The organism is Ferruginibacter sp. (assembly GCF_049840995.1).
Lineage (GTDB): Bacteria > Bacteroidota > Bacteroidia > Chitinophagales > Chitinophagaceae > Ferruginibacter.
Map to the genome: position 1 here is coordinate 1,153,794 of NZ_JASGIP010000003.1, position 19,643 is coordinate 1,173,436.

Annotated in this window: 17 protein-coding genes; 4 read left to right on the forward strand and 13 right to left on the reverse strand. The window is 41.8% G+C overall.

Annotated features, from left to right (window positions below):
- Window positions 1-8: 8 nt before the first annotated feature.
- Window positions 9-1,505 carry a TonB-dependent receptor gene (locus tag QM738_RS06815; protein WP_462275929.1) on the reverse strand — a complete coding sequence of 499 codons (1,497 nt, stop codon included), beginning with the start codon at window positions 1,503-1,505 and terminating at the stop codon, window positions 9-11.
- A gap of 59 nt (window positions 1,506-1,564) precedes the next feature.
- A complete protein-coding gene (locus QM738_RS06820; protein ID WP_462275930.1) occupies window positions 1,565-1,882 on the reverse strand; it encodes a DUF6660 family protein in 318 nt (105 codons plus the stop codon).
- Between the two features lie 155 nt (window positions 1,883-2,037).
- Here QM738_RS06820 and QM738_RS06825 point away from each other — a divergent pair, with 155 nt between their 5' ends.
- The 3 genes from QM738_RS06825 to QM738_RS06835 all read left to right on the forward strand — a co-directional run bounded on the left by QM738_RS06825 (window position 2,038) and on the right by QM738_RS06835 (window position 3,716).
- The gene (locus QM738_RS06825; RefSeq protein ID WP_462275931.1) at window positions 2,038-2,199 is read left to right on the forward strand and encodes a hypothetical protein; all 162 of its coding nucleotides are present in this window, start codon (window positions 2,038-2,040) and stop codon (window positions 2,197-2,199) included.
- Between the two features lie 99 nt (window positions 2,200-2,298).
- Window positions 2,299-2,436 carry a hypothetical protein gene (locus QM738_RS06830; protein ID WP_462275932.1) on the forward strand — a complete coding sequence of 46 codons (138 nt, stop codon included), beginning with the start codon at window positions 2,299-2,301 and terminating at the stop codon, window positions 2,434-2,436.
- Window positions 2,437-3,482: 1,046 nt separating this feature from the next.
- Complete coding sequence (locus tag QM738_RS06835; RefSeq protein ID WP_462275933.1) at window positions 3,483-3,716, forward strand: helix-turn-helix domain-containing protein; 234 nt, start codon at window positions 3,483-3,485, stop codon at window positions 3,714-3,716.
- Window positions 3,717-3,748: 32 nt separating this feature from the next.
- On the opposite strand, the gene QM738_RS06840 is transcribed toward QM738_RS06835, so the two are convergent.
- The 10 genes from QM738_RS06840 to QM738_RS06885 form a co-directional block, all read right to left on the reverse strand.
- Window positions 3,749-4,447: a hypothetical protein gene (locus QM738_RS06840; protein WP_462275934.1), complete on the reverse strand. Its 699-nt coding sequence runs from the start codon at window positions 4,445-4,447 to the stop codon at window positions 3,749-3,751.
- Between the two features lie 227 nt (window positions 4,448-4,674).
- Entirely contained in the window at window positions 4,675-8,442 is a 3,768-nt protein-coding gene (locus QM738_RS06845; RefSeq protein ID WP_462275935.1) for a DEAD/DEAH box helicase, read from the reverse strand.
- A gap of 178 nt (window positions 8,443-8,620) precedes the next feature.
- Entirely contained in the window at window positions 8,621-9,349 is a 729-nt protein-coding gene (locus QM738_RS06850) for a 2-phosphosulfolactate phosphatase (protein WP_462275936.1), read from the reverse strand.
- Between the two features lie 127 nt (window positions 9,350-9,476).
- Complete coding sequence (locus QM738_RS06855) at window positions 9,477-9,947, reverse strand: SRPBCC family protein (RefSeq protein WP_462275937.1); 471 nt, start codon at window positions 9,945-9,947, stop codon at window positions 9,477-9,479.
- Between the two features lie 114 nt (window positions 9,948-10,061).
- Window positions 10,062-11,147, reverse strand: a complete 1,086-nt coding sequence (gcvT, locus tag QM738_RS06860; RefSeq protein ID WP_462275938.1) for a glycine cleavage system aminomethyltransferase GcvT — start codon at window positions 11,145-11,147, stop codon at window positions 10,062-10,064.
- Window positions 11,148-11,300: 153 nt separating this feature from the next.
- On the reverse strand, window positions 11,301-12,035 hold the full coding sequence (locus tag QM738_RS06865) for a class I SAM-dependent methyltransferase (RefSeq protein ID WP_462275939.1): 735 nt from the start codon (window positions 12,033-12,035) through the stop codon (window positions 11,301-11,303).
- 28 nt (window positions 12,036-12,063) lie between these two features.
- Window positions 12,064-12,423, reverse strand: a complete 360-nt coding sequence (locus QM738_RS06870) for a hypothetical protein (protein WP_462275940.1) — start codon at window positions 12,421-12,423, stop codon at window positions 12,064-12,066.
- A 90-nt stretch (window positions 12,424-12,513) separates the two neighbouring features.
- Window positions 12,514-12,909 carry a hypothetical protein gene (locus tag QM738_RS06875; RefSeq protein WP_462275941.1) on the reverse strand — a complete coding sequence of 132 codons (396 nt, stop codon included), beginning with the start codon at window positions 12,907-12,909 and terminating at the stop codon, window positions 12,514-12,516.
- Between the two features lie 28 nt (window positions 12,910-12,937).
- A complete protein-coding gene (locus QM738_RS06880; RefSeq protein WP_462275942.1) occupies window positions 12,938-15,139 on the reverse strand; it encodes a PspC domain-containing protein in 2,202 nt (733 codons plus the stop codon).
- Window positions 15,140-15,208: 69 nt separating this feature from the next.
- The gene (locus tag QM738_RS06885; protein WP_462275943.1) at window positions 15,209-15,568 is read right to left on the reverse strand and encodes a PadR family transcriptional regulator; all 360 of its coding nucleotides are present in this window, start codon (window positions 15,566-15,568) and stop codon (window positions 15,209-15,211) included.
- A gap of 616 nt (window positions 15,569-16,184) precedes the next feature.
- On the opposite strand from QM738_RS06885, the gene QM738_RS06890 reads away from it, so the two are divergent.
- Window positions 16,185-17,330 (forward strand): hypothetical protein, encoded by a 1,146-nt coding sequence (locus QM738_RS06890; RefSeq protein ID WP_462275944.1) that lies wholly within the window; start codon window positions 16,185-16,187, stop codon window positions 17,328-17,330.
- A 32-nt stretch (window positions 17,331-17,362) separates the two neighbouring features.
- Here the strand turns inward: QM738_RS06890 and feoB are convergent, their stop codons facing one another.
- A complete protein-coding gene (gene feoB / locus QM738_RS06895) occupies window positions 17,363-19,594 on the reverse strand; it encodes a ferrous iron transport protein B (RefSeq protein WP_462275945.1) in 2,232 nt (743 codons plus the stop codon).
- Window positions 19,595-19,643: the final 49 nt, after the last annotated feature.

Below are 19,643 nucleotides of genomic sequence, written 5' to 3' on the forward strand. Positions count from 1 at the left end.
TAGGTATCTTATAACCTAATCCTGCACCTACCCTCGAACTTATTTTGTTGTTGATCTCTAAAAAGTACGGATGCCCTGGGCAATACAAAAGTTTGGTTTTTGTTGTAATTGATATTTTTGTATTGCACATTATCAATACGTACACCGCTCTCTATCTTGATAGCATCCGTAACATCCCAGGTATCCTGCAAATAAACACCGGCAGTAAAAGATTGTGCATTGAGGCTGCTGCTGTTCTCCTGTTTAAATTTATCAAAAACAATATTGATACCACCAATGATAAAATGTTTTTGCCTGTTGGCGCTTAAAGAAAGATCAGTAAAACTATTGGTGCTGGTACCGGAAAAATTATAGTTTGGAATAGTAATATGACGGTCGAAAATAGCGAGGCTCTGCTTGAGTTTTAAACTCATTGCAGTACCCCACTTTTTATCCAGCTCCAGCGTACTTGTATTCCGGGTGGTTTTATTTTCTTCAAAATAAACATGGTTGGCATTGGCGCCGCTTTTTATCACCACCATATCGCCGCCGGTATTGGTACCACGGGTAAAACTGTTGCCCAGCTTAATGCTGGTGGATGCATTGGGATAATAAAACAATACCGGTGCAATGGTAAAGTTGTTGCTCTTAGGTATTTCCGAAAACTCATCCTTATCCACGTCGTAAGCTTTTTGAAAATTAAGCGAACCTAAAATAGTATAACCCAGTTTGTTTTTCTTTTGAGAAAAGTAAGCGCCCAGGTTGGTTTGCCCGATATGCGATTGATTAAAGATCATATCACCCTCAAATTTTTCCTGCGGCAGTTTGCTGATGAAATTCACCACGCCGGCAATAGCCCCTCCACCATACAAGGTAGAAGCCGGGCCCTTGATCACTTCAACCTGTTTCAGATCGAGCGGCGGAATTTCGAGTACGCTTAAGCCGCTGGCAAAATTGCCGAAGTTGGGATAACCATCTTTTAATAATTGGGTGTACCGGCCATCGAGCCCCTGCACACGGATGCTGGCATTGCCGCTGGTGGCCGATGTTTGCTGTACCTGCATGCCCGTGCTTTCGTGCAGCAGCATTGATACATTGGCCGGCCGCATATTATTCTTCTCGTCGAGTTCTTCGCCATCAATGGTTTCCACCCTGGTGGGAGTGTTTTTAATGGTGCGGCTGGTCCGGGTGCTTTGTATCACTACTTCTTCCAGGTCGTCTTCCAAAACCTTCAGCAATATTACTATGGGCGAGGTATCGCTTAATGGAAAATTGAAGTGGACTTGTTTGGTCTCGTATCCCACACGGCTGATGACGATGGTTTGTTTACCGCCCGGGATATTTTTTAATACAGCATAGCCATTGCTGTCACTAACAGTGGCCACCTGTTTGCTTTTTAAAAGAATGGTAGCGCTGGTAACCGGCGCATTGCTGCCGGCTTCTTTAATAATTGTGCTGAATGTATGTTGTGCCTGGGCAGCCGTAATAATTGTACAGGCTCCCAGCAATAAGAATATCTTTTGCATTGATGCGATTGAGTTGGTAAGGAAAATAAAATAGCTATGGGCTGCTAATGCCCGTTTTATTAACCTAGCCGGGGCGGTTGCCAGATAGTACCATTGTAAGAAGAGGCAAAAGAAGGATCGGGATTAAAATAGGGTTGTTTTTGAAAGAGAACTTTACAGGTTGTTGCTTTAAAGGGCCATACCGGCGCCAGTACCTGGCCGCAGCAGGCGCAGCTGCACAAAGGGCTGCAGGCTTCTTCCTCGTGATGGTGCTGCTGGTGTGCGGAACCGGCAGTAAGGGTGGTTTGCCGGGCCTCACTGCATTCGCTCCTGTCCATACAGGGCAGGGCAGGCAGCAATAACAGGTAAAAGGAAAAGAGGAGGGCGGCCAGTTTCATGTAGCAAAAATAGAGGTTTACGGGTAGTATCAGGTCGATAATGGGGCTTAAAAGCCCGAAAAGGGGCCATTTAACAAACTATTTCCACATTCCGGCAATATTTATGCAATATTTTTTCCACGACCCCCGTTACATACAAGACAATATTTTATACTATGAACAAACCTAACAATGACCCCATGAACAGTAATCCATTGCTGCAGGCATTTAAGAACATTATTGGCAAACTGCGCCAGAACCCCGATGTTTATCCTATCCGTTACTACAAAAAAGGCAAGCAATTCAGGCGTAAATGGCAAACGCCCCTTGTAAAATAACGATAAGCTTTCGGAAATTACCGGACCCTGTAAATCAGCAAAACCACTCTTGACAGGAGTTATATTGAATGGTAACTTTAAGTTCTAAATCCGATAAAAATGAAACAACCAATCCAATCATCTCAAACCACTGCATTCGCTGCAATTGTAAAGTCGTTAACTGTTATGATCAACAGTTTCTTCCAGTCAAGCTCAAACAGGGACTTTAAGAGGTTGAAGAATTTTATTGCTTCTTAACAGCATTACTATTTACAACCCGGCTCAACTGATCCGATCCTTTGGATAGAGATCCTCTTGTTTTTGCGATCCTCGTGGTTATCACCATAACCATGCACACTGAATACTGCTTGTTCTGAATAAATGCTGCTGACCTGTAGCAACAAAGCGGTATAACCCTTCCATAATCTTCACGGCAATTAAAGTGTACTAGCGGCAAGTATAGTACCGGCTAAAATTTTGCAATGCCCAATATTGTCAAAGCAATAATGGCTGCAATAAACATTACTGCGAGTATCAGGCCACTGTTTTTTCTCCATTGACTTTTGGTAAAAAAGTCGATGATGCATATTACAATAAACAGTTTTGTACAAAGTACCAGGGCTGCCAGGTAAAAAAAGAAAAATTCAGGAGTAATTGCAATGAAAAGGCATATAAAGAAAAAGGCAATTATGCTATGATTTTTTATTGCTGTCCTCATAAGGTCTAGAGCTTATTTTGATCTTGATATTTACCCCGGCTTATGGCATAGAGAAAAACCCATAGTGTTTGTAATTGTATGTTGTTTTGTCCCAATCTGCGCTAGCGATCCAGACTGCCTTATAGCTAATAAGATCCCTTATTGTATCAACCTTGCAGGAAGAGACAGGTGCGGTAATAGAAACCTGTACAGGAGCTTGCATTAATACATAATTATTGAATTCAACTTCCTGTGGTGAAACGAGTGAAGGATCACAAGCGGAGTGATTATCTGTAATACTATTTTCTATAGGTGAGATCTTTTTGCAGCTAACAATGATCAATACTATAATTGATACGAATACTGGTAGCTTTAACAGCGTGCTCATCATTTTAATTTTACAGGCGTTAATTATTATTATCTCCGTAAAGGAAATAATCAAAACAGGCAATTCAAAATATATACCTGAAACAAAGTTTCATTTTATGATGTATTTGTTTCACACTGCATAGTAAATTCACTGTAAAGCAATTTCAAATAAACTTTATGCAATGCAACCAATAATTGGATTATCTAATCTTACTGGTTTACGTATAACCCTGACCGTATGCCAAACGATCAATTGCTTATTGGAGAAAATATCCGCAAATGGAGGGAATTAAGGGGATATAAACAGGTAACTTTTGCGGCATTGGTGGGCATATCCAAAGCCACCCTCAGTAGGATAGAAAATAATAAACAGACTGTAAGCATACCCCGCCTGCAGAAAATAGCCATCTGCCTTAAAATTAATGCTACACAGCTCTTTAAAGATCCCGGGGAGTTGATATCGGGTCAATGAAGCTGGGTTGAACTCTTAAATAAGCATCGCTGTCACCGGTTGTTTTCGTTTTCCTTTTTGATAAATCTTTCAAACAGGTTTCTTAATGCAGATTCATCGGCTCTTGTTGCATCTTTCATTTCAAAACGGGCAATAAAAAAATCTTCTTTGATTCCGGGAGGCACCAACTCTTTATCATGCTTTATAAAGAGCATTATCTTTGATAATTTAGAATCCTGTACGCTATCCAGTTTTCTTGAAAATGAAAATGTAACATCCTTTAAGGATATATCGTACTGAAAATATGCTGAATCATAAAAATGGTGATCAAATACATAACGGTAAGTGACGAATGGAGTATCAGCAATTTTGATCAATGAGTTAATTTTGAATCCTGCAAGCATATCTTTATCGCCCTTTCCCCCATCATATGCTCTACTGTATATTATAGAATCTCCGGGTATTTTTTTAAGTAACGAGTCTCCAATATTTTTGAGTAAGTAACCTTTTCTCGTACTTTCCTCACAAATAAAAAACTCATAGCCCAAAGAGTCTGTGTGGCTTCCATCCGAGAACCAGTTAAGTGTGTGATAAGGCAATTCATAAACAACATATTCTTTATAATAGTTGATGTAAATATCTATATCTAAAGAATAAGTTTTTCCATTATAGATCTCCTCCGGATTTATAATGCTTACCTTAACCCTCCTGATATGGTTTCTGGAATTATTTCTATCTGTAGTACAGGACACTATACAATTTAAAAGAACTATTACGCATGAAAAGTAAAACAAAAAACTGTGCAGCTTCATTTTTTGATGCGTAATGTGTATTCAAAAAATGGAAGTGCAAAATTTTTTAAAGAGACTTTATTTCATTTTATGGTGCTTTTATTCCATTCAGCATAGTAAATTCACTGTAATAAAAAGGGGCGGATAATTTTTATCCACCCCATCAATAATATCAGAAATTATACAACCTAACTAAACAAATACTCCACATCCGCCTTAGTAAGCGCCTTCACAAAGCTGGCATCATCAGCGATCAGTTCGCTGGCGAGTTTGCGCTTGCGCTCCTGTAGTTGTAATATTTTATCCTCGATGGTATCGATACAGATCATGCGATAGGCAAAAATATTTTTCGTTTGCCCGATACGGTGGGTACGGTCAATGGCCTGTTGCTCCACGGCGGGGTTCCACCAGGGATCCACAATGTATACATAATCGGCTGCAGTTAAGTTCAAACCCACACCACCCGCTTTCAGCGAGATGAGGAATACGCGGCACTCATCGTTGTTCTGGAAATTCTGGATCGCTTTTTCCCTGTCGGTGGCAGAAGTGCTGCCATCAAAATATTCAAAAGGAATTTCCTGTTCTTTCAGCTTTTGTTTTATCAATGCCAGCATACCCAGGAACTGCGAGAAAATGAGCGCCTTGTGCTCACCGATATTTTCCGTGATCTCACGGGCCAGTTCATCCAGCTTGATAGAATGATTCGGATATTTATCTTCTTCGTTCAAAATAGCCGGGCTGTCGCATATCTGGCGCAGTTTCATCAGCCCCTGCAGGATGGTGAGTTGTGATTTGCTGATGCCCTGTTGATCGATCTCACCCAATATCTTGCTGCGATAGGTATCGCGGTAGGCTTCGTAAATATCCCGCTGTTCTTTTTCCATTTCACAAAATAGAATGGTCTCTATCTTATCGGGCAGGTCTTTGGCCACCTGTTCTTTAGTACGACGTAAGATGAAGGGATATAATAATTTGCGGAGATGATCTTTCTGATCCTGTTCACCGAATTTATCGATAGGTGTTGCAAATTCATTCCGGAAGAATTCCATGCTGCCCAACAGGCCTGGATTGAGGAAATTCATCTGTGCAAAAATATCAAACGTATTATTCTGCAACGGGGTACCGCTCATGCATAGACGATTTTTTGCATTCAGCAAACAGGCCGCCTTGGTAACTTTTGATGAAGGGTTTTTAATAGCCTGGCTTTCATCCAGTATAACGTAGTCGAAATTGGTTTTTAATAACAATTGTATATCACTCCTTAAAGTTCCGTAAGTGGTGATGATGATGTTGAAATTTTGTAATTCTTCCGCACTGCGGCTGCGCATGCTGCCATGATGTATATGCCAGGTGAGTGTTGGGGTGAATTTATCCACCTCGTTCTTCCAGTTATAAATAAGCGTGGTGGGGCAGATAACAATGGCTTTTAGGCTGCCTGTAGATTCTTTGTAATGATGCAGCATGGTAAGGGCCTGGATGGTTTTACCGAGACCCATATCATCGGCCAGTATGCCGCCCCAGCTTACATCGTTCAGGTAACTGAGCCACTGAAAGCCCGATGTTTGATAAGGCCGCAGGATAGGCTGCAGGTGTGCCGGTGCCGGGATCTCAGGAATATTCTTGAATTCGCGGAGGCGTTCAAATTTTTCATCCAGTTCAAAACTCAATTCACTTTCATCCCTGTTCTCGTACAGCTCATCTATCACACTCATGTGGTATTTGGATAAGCGCAGGCGGTTGCTGCGATCATCACCAACCTTGAACAGCAACGAATAACGGCGCAGCCACTCGTCGGGCAAGATACCCAGGGTGCCATCGCCCAATTGTACAAAAGACTGCTTATTCACCAATGCTTTCTTAATATCGTCTATGCCTACCCGTTGCTCACCAAATTCAATTTCCACTTTGGCATCAAACCAGTCCAGCCCGCTGCTTACATGAATATGGGTGCTGGGCCTTGCGGTGTTGAACCTGAAATTCTTCAACGCTTCAAAACCATATACCGGCACTTTCATTTCCTTCATGGCATCCACAAATAAAAAGAACCAGTTGTTGCGCAACACATCCACACCTTTCAGCACCAGGCTGTTGCTTTCGCTGGGCCGCATGAATTGTGAGTGCAGCGCTTCCAGTTTTTTTATGAATGCTTCCTCCGCTTCTTTATTGCGGTGTACGATCAGTATCTTATCACCATCAGGTATAGTGATGGTTTCTTTATCGGTCGTCTTGGTTTCAAAACCCTGGTAGGTAAATATGGGTTGAAACACGAGGTAATCGCCCTTTTCCTGCAACTGCAGTTTTACTTCGGGTTCGCCGCTCTTTACCTCTCTTACCAGGTTTTTATCAAACTCCACATGGTATTCCCTTGTAAGCGGCATGATCACCTTCTGCATTTTTTCGCTCCAGTTCTCTTTACTTAACTGTATGTTGCCTTCTTTTACAAATTTCTCTGCCTGCATCACATCTTCGGGCTTTTGCCAGAGATATAAAGTGTTGTCGTATAAAAATACAAGACTGCTGCTGCATTCATTTTCTGAAAGCGGTACCGACTGTCCGGGCGTTTTTACTGTACAGGCAATTTCGAAATGATCGCCTTTGGAAAGCACTTTAAATACCGGTGTAATGAACTGGTCACTTATTTCCAGCTCTTTTAAATTTTCAGTTTTAAAAGGCTTTTTTTCCGGGAGGTAAAAAATAAAATTATTGGCGGCCTGCTCTTCAAACAGCTTTCTTAATTTGGGTTGAAGATATTCGGCGATCAGGCTCCTTGTTTCTTCCGGTAATTCGTCGCCCTCATTCTGAATGATGTTCTCCCATATACCGCTGAAAGGAGAATTGCGGTCTAAGTATTTATTGATCTCCGTGGCCTGTAGTTTACGTACCTGCTGCAGCAGTTGTTTATCATCTTCGCTGAACAGTTCGGCATTTACAAATTTTGCAAGATCCAGTTTTTCCACCTTGCCGGTGTATTTTTTATTATCATCATCTGCGTCGCCCTGTATGGCTTCCACCAAAAAATACGGATAACTGCTGGCATTAAAATTAAAAACAACACCCAGCTTCTTTTCTGGTTGTGTTTGTACTATTGTTTCTTTTTCGGGTACTTCTACCGGGCTTGCGATCACTTCCACAGGTTTGGGTACACTTACACTTGCTGCCGGTGCGGCCACCCGTTTAATAGAAGTGTCCAGCACTTTTAAAAATGGCTTGCCGTCTTTATAAGTAAATTCAAATTTGCCGGTAAGATCATCATCCAAACTGTAGCCGTATATCTGTAATAATTTATTCTTTTCTTTATCCCAGTTGCGGATGGTATCGAAATAATAAGGACCATAAGCGTTCAGCAATTGCAGAAACAGCATAGTCTTATGTTCGCAAAGCGGGTGTTCGGCCTCATCGCATTTACACGAAGTATCAAAATTGCGTTCATCATTTTTCTGTATCACTAACGGGAAGGTTTGCCCGTCGTATTCCAGCTCGGCTTCCACCCTTTCGTCACCGGCTTTTAAAATGGTGGCTTTAGTGGTGCGTAAAATATCTTCTGCCTGTTCGTAAATACCCGGCGATGAAAATAATTTGATCATCTTCAGATCGATATGCTTCATTTTGGCAACAGTATGCCGCTGGTTATAACGAATAGCAGCATTGCCCAGCATGTTCTTATCGATCATTTCCTGCAGGCGCAATAAAGCGGCCGCTTCGTGGCGGCAGATATCGCCCAGGTTATACGGACAGCCGCAACGGATAGAGATGCTTTTTGCGTCGGCGTATTTTTGAATATATACTTTGTAAAAGGTACTGTAGCTGTCGTCTTTAACGCGGAATACAACACTGCCCATCAGCTGATCGTGTTCCACCAACTCCACAAAACCCATTGCCTGGATCTTCTTTCCACGACGGATCACTTCATCAGAACCATTGTTGTATACGTATTTGATAAGGTGGGATAATGCCATGTACGATTTTGGATTGCCGATTTTGGATTCCAGATATAAGCAGGGATGTAGATTTTTACCACCAACCAGTCTGAAAAGGGCAATTTGCAAAAGTAACGGAAAATAACCGAGCTTTTGGCTTAAAAAGCAAAGTTTATTGGAAAATAGATGTTAAAATATAAACAAAGGCAGCTATTTATCAGGTTGTGACCAGTTTGCCGTCTTTGTATATTACCAATACGTCTGCCACATCGGGTGTTAAACAAAAGTTGATGTCTTCAATCAATCCAAAACGTTCTACCAGGCGGTGGTAATGTGTAAGATTGGGTGCAAAACCTGCCAGGTCGTTTTTATTATTTTCGTACAGTAATTCTGCTGTGAAAGAACTGTCGCAGTGAATGGTAAAGTGTTCTTTTATTTTACTGATCACCGCACCGGCGAATAAAGTGTCTTCAATATTATAACGGTCCTTCCAGCCGGCACAGCCCAGCACTACATTTTTATTTTGTGCTACCAGGTATTTACAAACTGATGAAAGATTAGGAAAAGAACCACTGATGATGGTATCGGCATTATTATCCAGCGCCATCTGCAGCAGCTTGGTGCCGTTGGTGGTGGTAAGTACTAAAGTTTTTCCTTCAATGAATTCCCTGCTGTATTCCAATGGAGAATTACCATGTTGTAAACCTTCTGCTATCTGGCCATCTCTTTCGCCTGCTGCAATGGCATCTATCTGTTTGCTGATATCAATTGCTTTTGCAACGGTATCAACCGGGATGATACATTTGGCGCCATTCTTTAAAACAGATGCAATGGTGGAAGTAGCCCTGAATACATCTATGATCACCACCACGGCATTTTTAAGATCGTATAAATGCAGCATAGCAGGAGAGAGACAGGTATATAAAGTAGGTTTTGTTTGTTCCATCGGTGTTTTAATTAATAATGAAATAGTGAATAATTAATAATGTCTTAAGTCAGCAGGTTTTTTCTGTATCTGAAACTCTCTTCGGCCTGAAGGAATTATTCATTATTAATTAATGCATTATTCATTGTTACAGTATTGCTTTCCACTTTTCAGTTTGTGCGTATTCTTTTATTACTTCATTTCTTTTCAACAGCATTTTTTCGATGTAGCGCTTTAAATAAACTGCATTGAAAAAACTACCGAGTTTTCCATACGGACTTTCAAATTCTATTACATCAATCATGATCGTGCCGTTCTCTATCGGTTTAAAATGATGCTCGTGTTTAAAACTTTTAAAATCCCCCTGCTGCATTTCATCAGTAAAGCTATCCGGTATCTTCATGGCAGTTATTTTGGAAGTGAACATCCTTTTTTTAAAAAGATGTTTGGCCCGCCATGTTACCGATTCCCCCATATTGATAAGACCCGTGGTTACACCGGCTACCGCTTCTTCCTGTGTATGTGCAGTAGAAATTTTATGCAGGCTGATGCTGCGGCTTAAATTAAATACCCTTTCTACCGGCGCAGCTATAAATGTAGTTAAATGGATCTTGCTCATAATGGATAATTGATCAATGAATAATTAATAATGCCCTGCAACAGCAATATCTTTTAGAAATAAAACGTGTTGCGATCCGAAAAAATTATTCACTATTAATTAATTCATTATTCACTATACAAAGGGTATTTTTACCACTTTGGCTTTCAATAAAGTATTCCTTATACTGATGAAGATCTCGCTGTCGATAGCTGCATATTGTACATCTACATAACCCAGGCCAATGGCCTTACCCAGCGAGGGAGATTGTGTACCCGATGTTACTTTACCGATCACCGTACCTTCAAAATCCTTGATCTCGTGATCGTGCCTTGCAATACCTCTTTCCAGCATTTCAAAACCCACCAGTTTTTTAGTAACACCATCTGTTTTTTGTTTGGCAAAATAAGCGCTGTTGGTAAATTCTTTCGAGAATTTGGTGATCCAACCCAGCCCGGCTTCCAGCGGCGAAGTGGTATCATCAATATCATTACCATATAGGCAAAATCCCATTTCCAGTCGTAAAGTATCCCTGGCACCCAGCCCGATAGGTTTGATACCGGCAGCTTTACCTGCTTCAAAAATGGCATCCCATATTTTATTGGCATTATCGCCTGCATCTTCAAAATATATTTCCACACCACCGGCACCGGTATAACCTGTTGCGCTGATCACAACATTGTCAACACCAGCAAAAGTGCCTTTTGTAAAAGTGTAATATTTCAGGTTCATGATATCCATGCTGGTAAGGGGCTGCAAAATTTTTGTTGCATTCGGGCCCTGTATGGCCAGCAGGCAGGTCTTATCAGAAATGTTGTGCATCTCTACCTCTTTGTCATTAAAACTGCTGATCCAGTTCCAGTCTTTTTCAATATTGCTGGCATTTACCACCAACATATAAGCGTTATTTTCTTCCAGGCAGTATACCAGCAGATCATCCACGATACCGCCCTCTTTATTAGGCAGGCAACTGTATTGCGCTTTGCCAGCTGTTAATTTGGAAGCATCGTTACTGGTAACACGCTGTATCAGGTCCAGCGCATTGGCTCCTTTTAAAATAAACTCGCCCATATGGCTTACATCAAACACACCGGCGTTATTGCGTACTGCTGCATGCTCATCGTTGATACCGGTGTACGAAATGGGCATATTATATCCTGCAAACTCAACCATCTTTGCGCCCAGGCCAATATGTTTTTGTGTAAAAGGGGTATTCTTCATGTAACGTGAATTGATTTTAATAATAGATGGCAAATGTAGCCACAAAGCCGCCAAGACACAAAAAGTGCACCGCATTTTTTTACTTTGAGCCTTTGTCCAAAGGACTCCCTTGGAGTGGCTGCCTTTTGCAGCGAAGCTGCCAAAAGAATTTAGTTATATCCTGCCTAGCCGAAGATGAACCGGAAATATGATTGCCTTCTCTTCGTCCGCACCCCAAACATTTTTTATTTGTTCCATCAATGCATCAACCGGGCTGTAATTATTAGCAGCTGTAAACTTTTGTAACGCACTCCAGGTATAAAAATATCCTTCCAGTTCTGCCAGTGTCCAGTATAATTTTATTTCAAAAGAAGGTGTTGTTATTTCATCAAAAGGAAACGGGATACCGGTATAATGATCATCCACATATTTTCTTTCTGCATCCCAATAATTACCCAGGGTATTAAAATGATAATCTTCCACCAATGCATCGATAACGGGAGTAATGCGCAACAAACTGTAGGTCCACACCGCAATTACAGCACCGGGCTTTGCCACACGATTAACTTCGGCATAAAATTTTTCAAAATCAAACCAGTGCAAGGCCTGCGACACCGTTACAAGATCAATGCTTTTATCAGCGAGGCCGGTTTTTTCAGCCGGCTGCAATGAATAAATGATATTATCGCAGCGATAAGCATTATCAATCTGCTTCTGGCTGATTTCTGTTGCAAAGACCGTGTTGAAATATTTACTGAGTTCCCTGGCTGTTTGCCCATTGCCGGTACCACAATCCCAGGCATGCTGTTTTTCTTTTACAAAGCCGGTTATATAGTCAAACAATTCGGCAGGATACTGCGGCCTGTAAACAGCATAAGCTGCCGCCTGTTGCGAAAAATTATCTTTCATGGTATAAAGATAATTTTATTTGCAGTGTTTATCTTTCGTAGTTCTCTGCTATCTCCTGCAGGGCAGCTGCAAAAAAAGTTTTAACGGCGCTGTCATTATTATTCATCTTCTTATCATCAAAATATATCTTGTACACTACATTGCCGCTGTCGCCGGGTTCGGCAACCAGTTCTTTATCATTCCTGCGGTATTTTACACGGCCACCCGGCGATATCTCGTCGATGGCAGTGCCTGCTGTATTAAAGAACAGCTCACCTTTGTATTCTATTTTAAGTGTTTCGTTACCGTTGTTTACGCTTACCACTCTTGTACCACTGCCCAGGTTGCAGGCAACAGAAAGCAGTAACCCTAATAATATTGCATACAGTAAAGGATGTTTCTTTTTCATGGCGCTTGATTTTTGTTTTTAAAAAAAGAGTCCCGCCAAAAATGGCAGGACTTTTTGTGTTTCAACTTCAACTCAACTATCGAAACTATTTTAAGGCTGCCCGTTTGTTAAGTATTCTTTTATCTCTTCGCACATCTCTTTTACTTTTTCACACGCAGCCTCTGAATTATCTTCTTTATCAAATTTTATTTTTAATCTTCCCGGGCGGGATCTTATATATACTCTTACATTATCTTCCAGCGTGGTGGTGGCGTCGATCTCTACATTTCCCGATCGGAAAATACCATTGTGTCCCGTGTATTCATCAATGCGACTCTGCACCTGTTTGGTTTTGTCCTCATCAAAAAAAGCGATCATCTGGTATTCATCATCCGATTCTTCCACAGATATGGAAATATTATTATCGTGGTGCCTGTAATAATTACGATTATGACAGGAAGCGAACGCAAGTAAACAACCGGCAATAAGAAAATAATAAGCTTTCATGTTGTTTGGTATTACCTGTTAAAAATATTTAGTTGACATTAGTAACAATATTGAATCCCGGTACCACTGCACTTAAACTTTCAGCATCGTTAACAATAACCGCATTACCATTCTCGATCTTTGCTTTTTCTCTTTCTTCCTGGTTGTCCAGCGAATCTTTTATACGCTGGTGATTTCTTTCGATGGAATCTTTGCGCAGTTCCTTCCTGTTCTCAATAGAATCTCTTCTGTGCTGGATAGAATCATCCACGTTATCGTAACGGTAGTTCTTGTTATTATTCTTTTTCTTTTCATCTTTATCGTGCCAGCCATCTGCCCTTTTACCGGTAACGGTGTAAAGACCATCCGCTTTCATTATATAATCCACATCGCTCTGCCACCTGATATCTTCTTCGGAATCATAATAATCATTATCCCAGTCGTCATCCCAGTTCCTTGATCCAAAGTGTACAGGCCATCCGATTCCTTTATTAACACGTATCTGTTTACCTACCGGAACATACACTGTAATGATCACCATCTGGTTGCGGAACTTATCAGTTTTATTGATGGCGATACCTTTATCCAGTAACAGGATGGAATCTTTTTGTGTTACATCAAACTGTACCAGGCTTGCGAGGTGATTGGCATCTGCCTTATCGTATCCCCTTGACATTTTTTTAATGGTTACCTGGAAACTGTCGGTGGCAGATTTTGCCAGCTCAACATATACATTCCTTACATAGGCAGTATCATCGTCTACCAGGTTTTCGAAAGGTTCAAAACGTATCCAGTTGCGGCCGTAATATTTTTTGGTGAATGGCATGGATGAAGTAACCACCAGTTTACTTACAGAAGGATTGGTTAACGCAACAGGCTGTTCGTCCAAACGGCTGGAAGATTTAAAATCACGGGTAACAGTAACGATCAGCATGATGATGCAAACCCAGCCCAGCGTCCACAAGCTGCCGAAAGTAAGGCGCAGTATCTTGCTGTTGCTCCTCATTTTTGCCAGCCTTCTTATTAACCAGGTAATGATACCGATGATAGGCACTGCAATGAATAATACCAATGTACCCCATGCGTAAAAATTTTGCCAGGTACCTTTAAGTATATAATCCTTTAAAGGAAAAACACCGATAGAGAAAATACCGAGGCCAAACAAACCCATTACCAGGCCAAAGCATACGCAGCCGATAATAAAGTAAGCAAATATCTTGGCTATCATGGCGATCACATTACCCAATCCACCGCGGTTTCTTCTTGTAAACCCCTGCATATCTCCCGCCATGGTCTTTGCTTTTTCATTGATCATACCGGATGCTTCCTTGCTGAATTTTTCTGCTTTTTTACCCACACCCCTCATTTCTTCCATTACAGAATTCTTGATAGAGTTCATATCCACTTTTTCACCTTTCATTTCCAGTTTTTCCGAAGTGGTCAAAGCTTCTGGTATCACGATCCATAAAATAATGTATACAATCAAAGAAGTAGGGCTGAATGTAAAGCGGATCACATCACCAAAGTCCCAAAAGCCACCCCAGTGCCCCCAGCGGGAAAGAAAAGAAAGAAATGGTAACAGGAACAATACCCTTGGTATCCATGGATTGATACCAAAATAATTACCGATACCACTGCACACACCTGCCAGTAATTTTTCATCGGGATCGCGGAATAATTTTTTCCTGGTGCCGCCAATTTCTGCACTGGCGGTACTGGGTACTGCTATCCACATAATGATATAGGTTAAAAACCCAACACCAGAGAATAACAGTATCACAAAAATGATCCTGGCAACCACTACATCAATATTAAAATAGTTGGCCAGGCCGCTGCACACACCACCCAGTACTTTATCGTTTTCATTACGGTATAATCTTTTGTGCCCTGTAAAAGTGCTGCTGCCCTGTTGCTGCTGGTGCGAAGATGAAGAAGAAGACGATGATGCAGATGAAGAAGATGAAGTGCCGGATGTTTGCGCATCTTCCATGGGTTCAAAATCTTCTGGACGGCCGATGCTGTTGATGATGGCGTTGATATCATCATCGGTAATACAGGTGGCGCCTTTGGTCAGTCTTTCCTGGAAAAGCTCGCCGATACGGCTTTCAATATCATTGATGATCTCTTCTTTACCCTCTTCGTTTGCAAAGTGCCGGTTCAGGCTGCCGGTATAGTCTTTTAATATTTCAAAGGCGGTGGTTTCTATTGGTACCACCCTTCCCTGGAAATTTATATTGATTACTTGTTTCATGGCTAAAATTTTTTTGTTTCGTTAGTTGATTGGGCTTAAAAAACAAATCATGGCTATACTCTTTGTTTATTAAGGGGTGTTGAAGTTGTTGTTGTCAAAATGGTTGGTTTCGGTTACAGCTTTTACAGCATTGGAAAGTTCATTCCACGTAGCTTCCAGCTCTTTATAAAAGTCTGCTCCTTTTTCTGTAAGCGAAAAATATTTCCGCGGCGGCCCGCTGTTGCTTTCTACCCAGCGGTAGGTTAAAAATTCGGCGTTCTTAAGCCTTGTTAGCAAAGGGTAAAGCGTACCCTCCAAAAGGTTGAAATTGGCCGCCTTCATCTTATCAATGATATCCGAAGGGTAGGCTTCCCCCTGCTTGATCACAGAAAGGATACAAAACTCCAGGACCCCTTTCCGCATCTGGCTTGCTGTGTTATCAATATTCATGGCTTCAATTTTTTAAACCCGGCGCTTGCTGCAGTTCTTTGAAAAAGGCTTTGCGGAGGGTTTTGAGAAATAAATAATTTAATCATGGCTATACTTTAAGTTCCTCTGCCCGTTTTCATGGCTAAATGATTTTTGGGGCAGTTGTAAGATCTTGTGAACGGGATAGTACCGGTTTTCTCCCTATCACATCACAAAGATAATACAATTTCAGTACTATGCAACACATAATACCATATTTTTTACAGTAGCTGGCGGTGGCAATTAGTCTGTTTTGCACAGAAATCAATACAGTAAAGGGTTTCAGCCGATTTTGGGGAATTAAGAAAAATTTCAGGAAGGGATAAATGGCAGATTTTGCGGGCTGAACGGCGGGATTTTGGGCCGATCCTGCTCTTTTTCGCTGTTTTTTTGGCCTACAGTATAGGCAATAGGCAGCCTGAAAAAGTCGTTTACAGCCCGGAAAGTCAATAACCGGCTAACAATATTTTAAAATGGTTGCATCAGGCCTGCTTATTATTTGTTAATATATTTACAACAATTATCATGTTTTGGCTGGTGGCACCGGCTTTGTATTTACGCTACAATAACAATAGACCTTAATCAATAAAATCAACAGATGAAACAAACTTTACTAATTGCTGTAACCATACTATTGTTTGCAGCCTGCCGCACCAGCAAGGATTTTTTATCGAGAAGCACTGAAGACCGCACTTTGTTTGATGTAATTAAAACACTCAACAAAAAAAGCACCGACACCAACGCCATCAAGGCCCTGCCCATTGTATACGACCAGGTAAAACAGATACACCTTAACAGGATCGCCAGCTATAAAAGCGCTACCGACCTTGGCCGTTGGGACAAGATCATTAATGAATATGAAACATTGCAAAGCATGTACGATGCCATCATGGCGTCGGCCCCTGCAAGCCTGCTGGTGATAGCCGATAATTACCAGAATGATATTTATGAGAACAGGGAACTGGCTGCAGCAGATTATTATCAGCTGGGCAATTCGCTTTTGCAAAGCGGCGATAAGGCCGATGCCAAACTTGCGTACAGCTATTTCAAAAAAACAGATGCACTGGTACCCGGTTATAAAGAAGCCAAATCAAAGATGAATGAAGCCTACCGGAGTGCCATAATAAATGTGGTCATCAACCCGATACAGGATAACTCTTTCTTTAATGCCAGCTGGGGTAATTATGGTTATAATTACAGCAACCAGTATTTTCAGCAAACATTGGTGAGAGAACTGGGAGGAAAGTACAGCAGCCAATACCCTGCAGATTTTTATACGGATGTGGAAGCCAGGAGCGATAATGTGGAAGTTGACTGGGTGATCGACCTGACATTAAGGAATATGGATCTGCCCAGGCCATCGGTGAGCAATAACACCCGCAACGTAAGTGCGCAGGTGCAGGATGGTAAAGACACCAGCGGTAAACCCAGGTATAAAACTGTATATGCCACCATTAATATTGCCCGCCGTTATTTTACCGCCCGTGCGCAAATGGACGTAAATATAACGGATGCGTATAGACGCAAAAATATCAGCTATACAACTTATACCGCCAGTTACGACTGGCAGGATGAACGTGCTACTTATACCGGCGACAGCCGGGCCCTGACCAACCAGGATTGGGCGCTTATCAACAATAAAAATTACATCAGCGATCCAAGACGGGAAGATGTGCTGAATGAGTTATATAAAAAATTATATCCGCAGGTAAAGAACAGGATCACTTATACGGTGGATTGGTAAACTAAATGAATAAGGCCCCGTTTACCGGGGTTTTATTTTGCAATTTCATACACCAGCCAGCTTAAAAAATAAGCCAGCCCGGTCATGTAGAACAATTGTATCACCGGCCATTTCCAGCTGCGGGTCTCTCTTTTTACCACCGCCAGCGTGCTCATACATTGCATAGCGAGTACATAAAATACCAGTAATGATAAACCGGTGGCAAGATCGTATACCTTGCTGCCGTTGGGCCTTACGGCTGCTGACATTTTTTGCCGGAGCGTAGTGTTATTTTCATCTGCATCATCGCCAACACTGTATAAAGTTGCCATCGTGCCCACAAAAACTTCCCTTGCTGCAAAAGAAGTGATCAATGCAATACCGATCTTCCAGTCGTAGCCCAATGGCCTGATAGCAGGCTCTATAAAACCGCCCAGCGATCCGGCATAAGAGCTTTGCAGTAAAGCGGTTTTTCTTTCTTTTTCTATCAGGCTGCCCTGTTCATCGTTTTTAGCAATAAGACTGTCGTATTTAGCTGTAAGCCTGGCCGTATCACTGATGGCTGCTGTAGTAAGAGCAGCCGTTTTTTCTTTTATGATATTTTCTTTCAGCTGCTCGTTTGCTGCAGCCTGTTCATTATAAGTGGTTGTAACGGCGTGCATTTTTGCTTTGGGGCCGTAGGTGCTTAAAGCCCACAATAATAAACTGATGACCATGATGACCTTACCGGCATCAAACACAAATATCTTTGCCTTTTCTATCATGGTGGTCAATGCATTCTTCCACCTTGGTCCACGGTAAACCGGCAATTCTAAAATAAAAAAACTGCGTTCGGTGGTTTTGATGAACCATTTTAACACCCAGGCCACGATCAATGCCATTACCGTACCCAGTAAATACAATCCCATCATCACCAGCCCCTGTAAACTTAAAAAGCCAAAGTATAATTTGGAAGGAATGATCAATGCGATCAAAATGGTATATACCGGCAGCCTTGCGCTGCAGCTCATTAACGGTGTAACCATGATCGTTAGTAAACGTTCTTTTTTGTTCTCGATATTGCGGGCACTCATTATGGCCGGTACGGCACAGGCAAAACCGCTGATCATAGGCATCACACTTTTACCATTCAGGCCTACTTTACGCATCAGTTTATCGGTTAAAAAACTGATACGGGCCATATAACCGGTATCTTCCAATAATGTAATGAGGCCAAACAATATCATTATCTGTGGAATAAATACCAGTATACCACTCAAACCTGCTATCACGCCGTTAATTAAAAGATCGCTCCACCAGGTATCGGGTAAACTGCTGCCTAAAAAGCCACCGAGTTTTCCAAACACCCATTCAATACCATCCATCGGGTACTGCGCCACCCAGAACACACTTTGAAATAAAAGAAAAAGCACGGCCAGTAAAATGATATAACCCCAGTAGCGGTGCATTAAAATATTATCCAGCCTTTCGGTAAACAATGATTTTTGCAGCGGGTCACTTTCCACTACGGTCTGCTGCATGATATGCTTGATGCGGCCGTAACGCTGCATGATCTCTTCCGCCTGCGTTTTGGTGGGGTTGAACTTATGATCCTTTTCCACCTGCTCTATCGCCACTTGTGTGGCAGCATCCAGTTCAAAATTTTCGTGGTTGATCAAAAAATGGACGGCCCTGTAATTGCTCACAGCGGGAAAGATCTTTTTCAACCCTGCAATAGGTTCACCCGCAATGGCAGTCATATCAATAAAATCCCTGGGTGCTGCCTGCTGCAGTTTTTCAGCTGCCAGTTCAATGGCTTTTTTAAGTTGCGGAATGCCTTTATTTTTTCTTGGGTTCACCGCTACGATCGTTACACCCAATTCTCTTTCCAGGCCCGGTATATCTATCTGTGTGCCCTTGCTTTTGGCAAGGTCCATCATGGTTAAAGCCACCACTACGGGCACTTTAAGATCGATGATCTGTGAACAGAATAAAAGATTGCGTTTGAGGTTACTGGCGTCGGCCACCAGAACGATCATATCGGGCTTTACCAGTTCGTCCTGGTTCAGCAGCACTTTGTAGGCCACCCACTCATCGGCCCTTTTAGGGTACAGGCTGTAAGTGCCCGGCAGGTCGATGATATTGGCATCAAAGCCGGGAGCAATAGTGCTGGTACCGGTCTTTTTATCTACCGTAACCCCGGGAAAGTTGCCTACCTTTTGATTGAGCCCGGTAAGCACATTAAAAAGAGAACTCTTTCCGCTGTTGGGGTTACCAACCAATGCTATGTTTAGTTTTTTTGTCAAAATTTTCAGCGGCACAAAAATAATGGCAATAGATGGTATATCGTTACGA

Excerpts from the sequence above, each read along its gene's own strand:
- QM738_RS06885 (WP_462275943.1), bottom strand. The coding sequence starts at position 15,568 with ATGAATATTGATAACACAGCAAGCCAGATGCGGAAAGGGGTCCTGGAG.
- gcvT (WP_462275938.1), bottom strand. The coding sequence starts at position 11,147 with ATGAAGAATACCCCTTTTACACAAAAACATATTGGCCTGGGCGCAAAG.
- QM738_RS06815 (WP_462275929.1), bottom strand. The coding sequence starts at position 1,505 with ATGCAAAAGATATTCTTATTGCTGGGAGCCTGTACAATTATTACGGCT.
- QM738_RS06870 (WP_462275940.1), bottom strand. The coding sequence starts at position 12,423 with ATGAAAAAGAAACATCCTTTACTGTATGCAATATTATTAGGGTTACTG.
- QM738_RS06830 (WP_462275932.1), top strand. The coding sequence starts at position 2,299 with ATGAAACAACCAATCCAATCATCTCAAACCACTGCATTCGCTGCAATT.
- QM738_RS06890 (WP_462275944.1), top strand. The coding sequence starts at position 16,185 with ATGAAACAAACTTTACTAATTGCTGTAACCATACTATTGTTTGCAGCC.
- QM738_RS06855 (WP_462275937.1), bottom strand. The coding sequence starts at position 9,947 with ATGAGCAAGATCCATTTAACTACATTTATAGCTGCGCCGGTAGAAAGG.
- QM738_RS06875 (WP_462275941.1), bottom strand. The coding sequence starts at position 12,909 with ATGAAAGCTTATTATTTTCTTATTGCCGGTTGTTTACTTGCGTTCGCT.
- QM738_RS06820 (WP_462275930.1), bottom strand. The coding sequence starts at position 1,882 with ATGAAACTGGCCGCCCTCCTCTTTTCCTTTTACCTGTTATTGCTGCCT.
- QM738_RS06865 (WP_462275939.1), bottom strand. The coding sequence starts at position 12,035 with ATGAAAGATAATTTTTCGCAACAGGCGGCAGCTTATGCTGTTTACAGG.
- QM738_RS06880 (WP_462275942.1), bottom strand. The coding sequence starts at position 15,139 with ATGAAACAAGTAATCAATATAAATTTCCAGGGAAGGGTGGTACCAATA.
- QM738_RS06825 (WP_462275931.1), top strand. The coding sequence starts at position 2,038 with ATGAACAAACCTAACAATGACCCCATGAACAGTAATCCATTGCTGCAG.
- QM738_RS06835 (WP_462275933.1), top strand. The coding sequence starts at position 3,483 with ATGCCAAACGATCAATTGCTTATTGGAGAAAATATCCGCAAATGGAGG.
- QM738_RS06845 (WP_462275935.1), bottom strand. The coding sequence starts at position 8,442 with ATGGCATTATCCCACCTTATCAAATACGTATACAACAATGGTTCTGAT.
- QM738_RS06850 (WP_462275936.1), bottom strand. The coding sequence starts at position 9,349 with ATGGAACAAACAAAACCTACTTTATATACCTGTCTCTCTCCTGCTATG.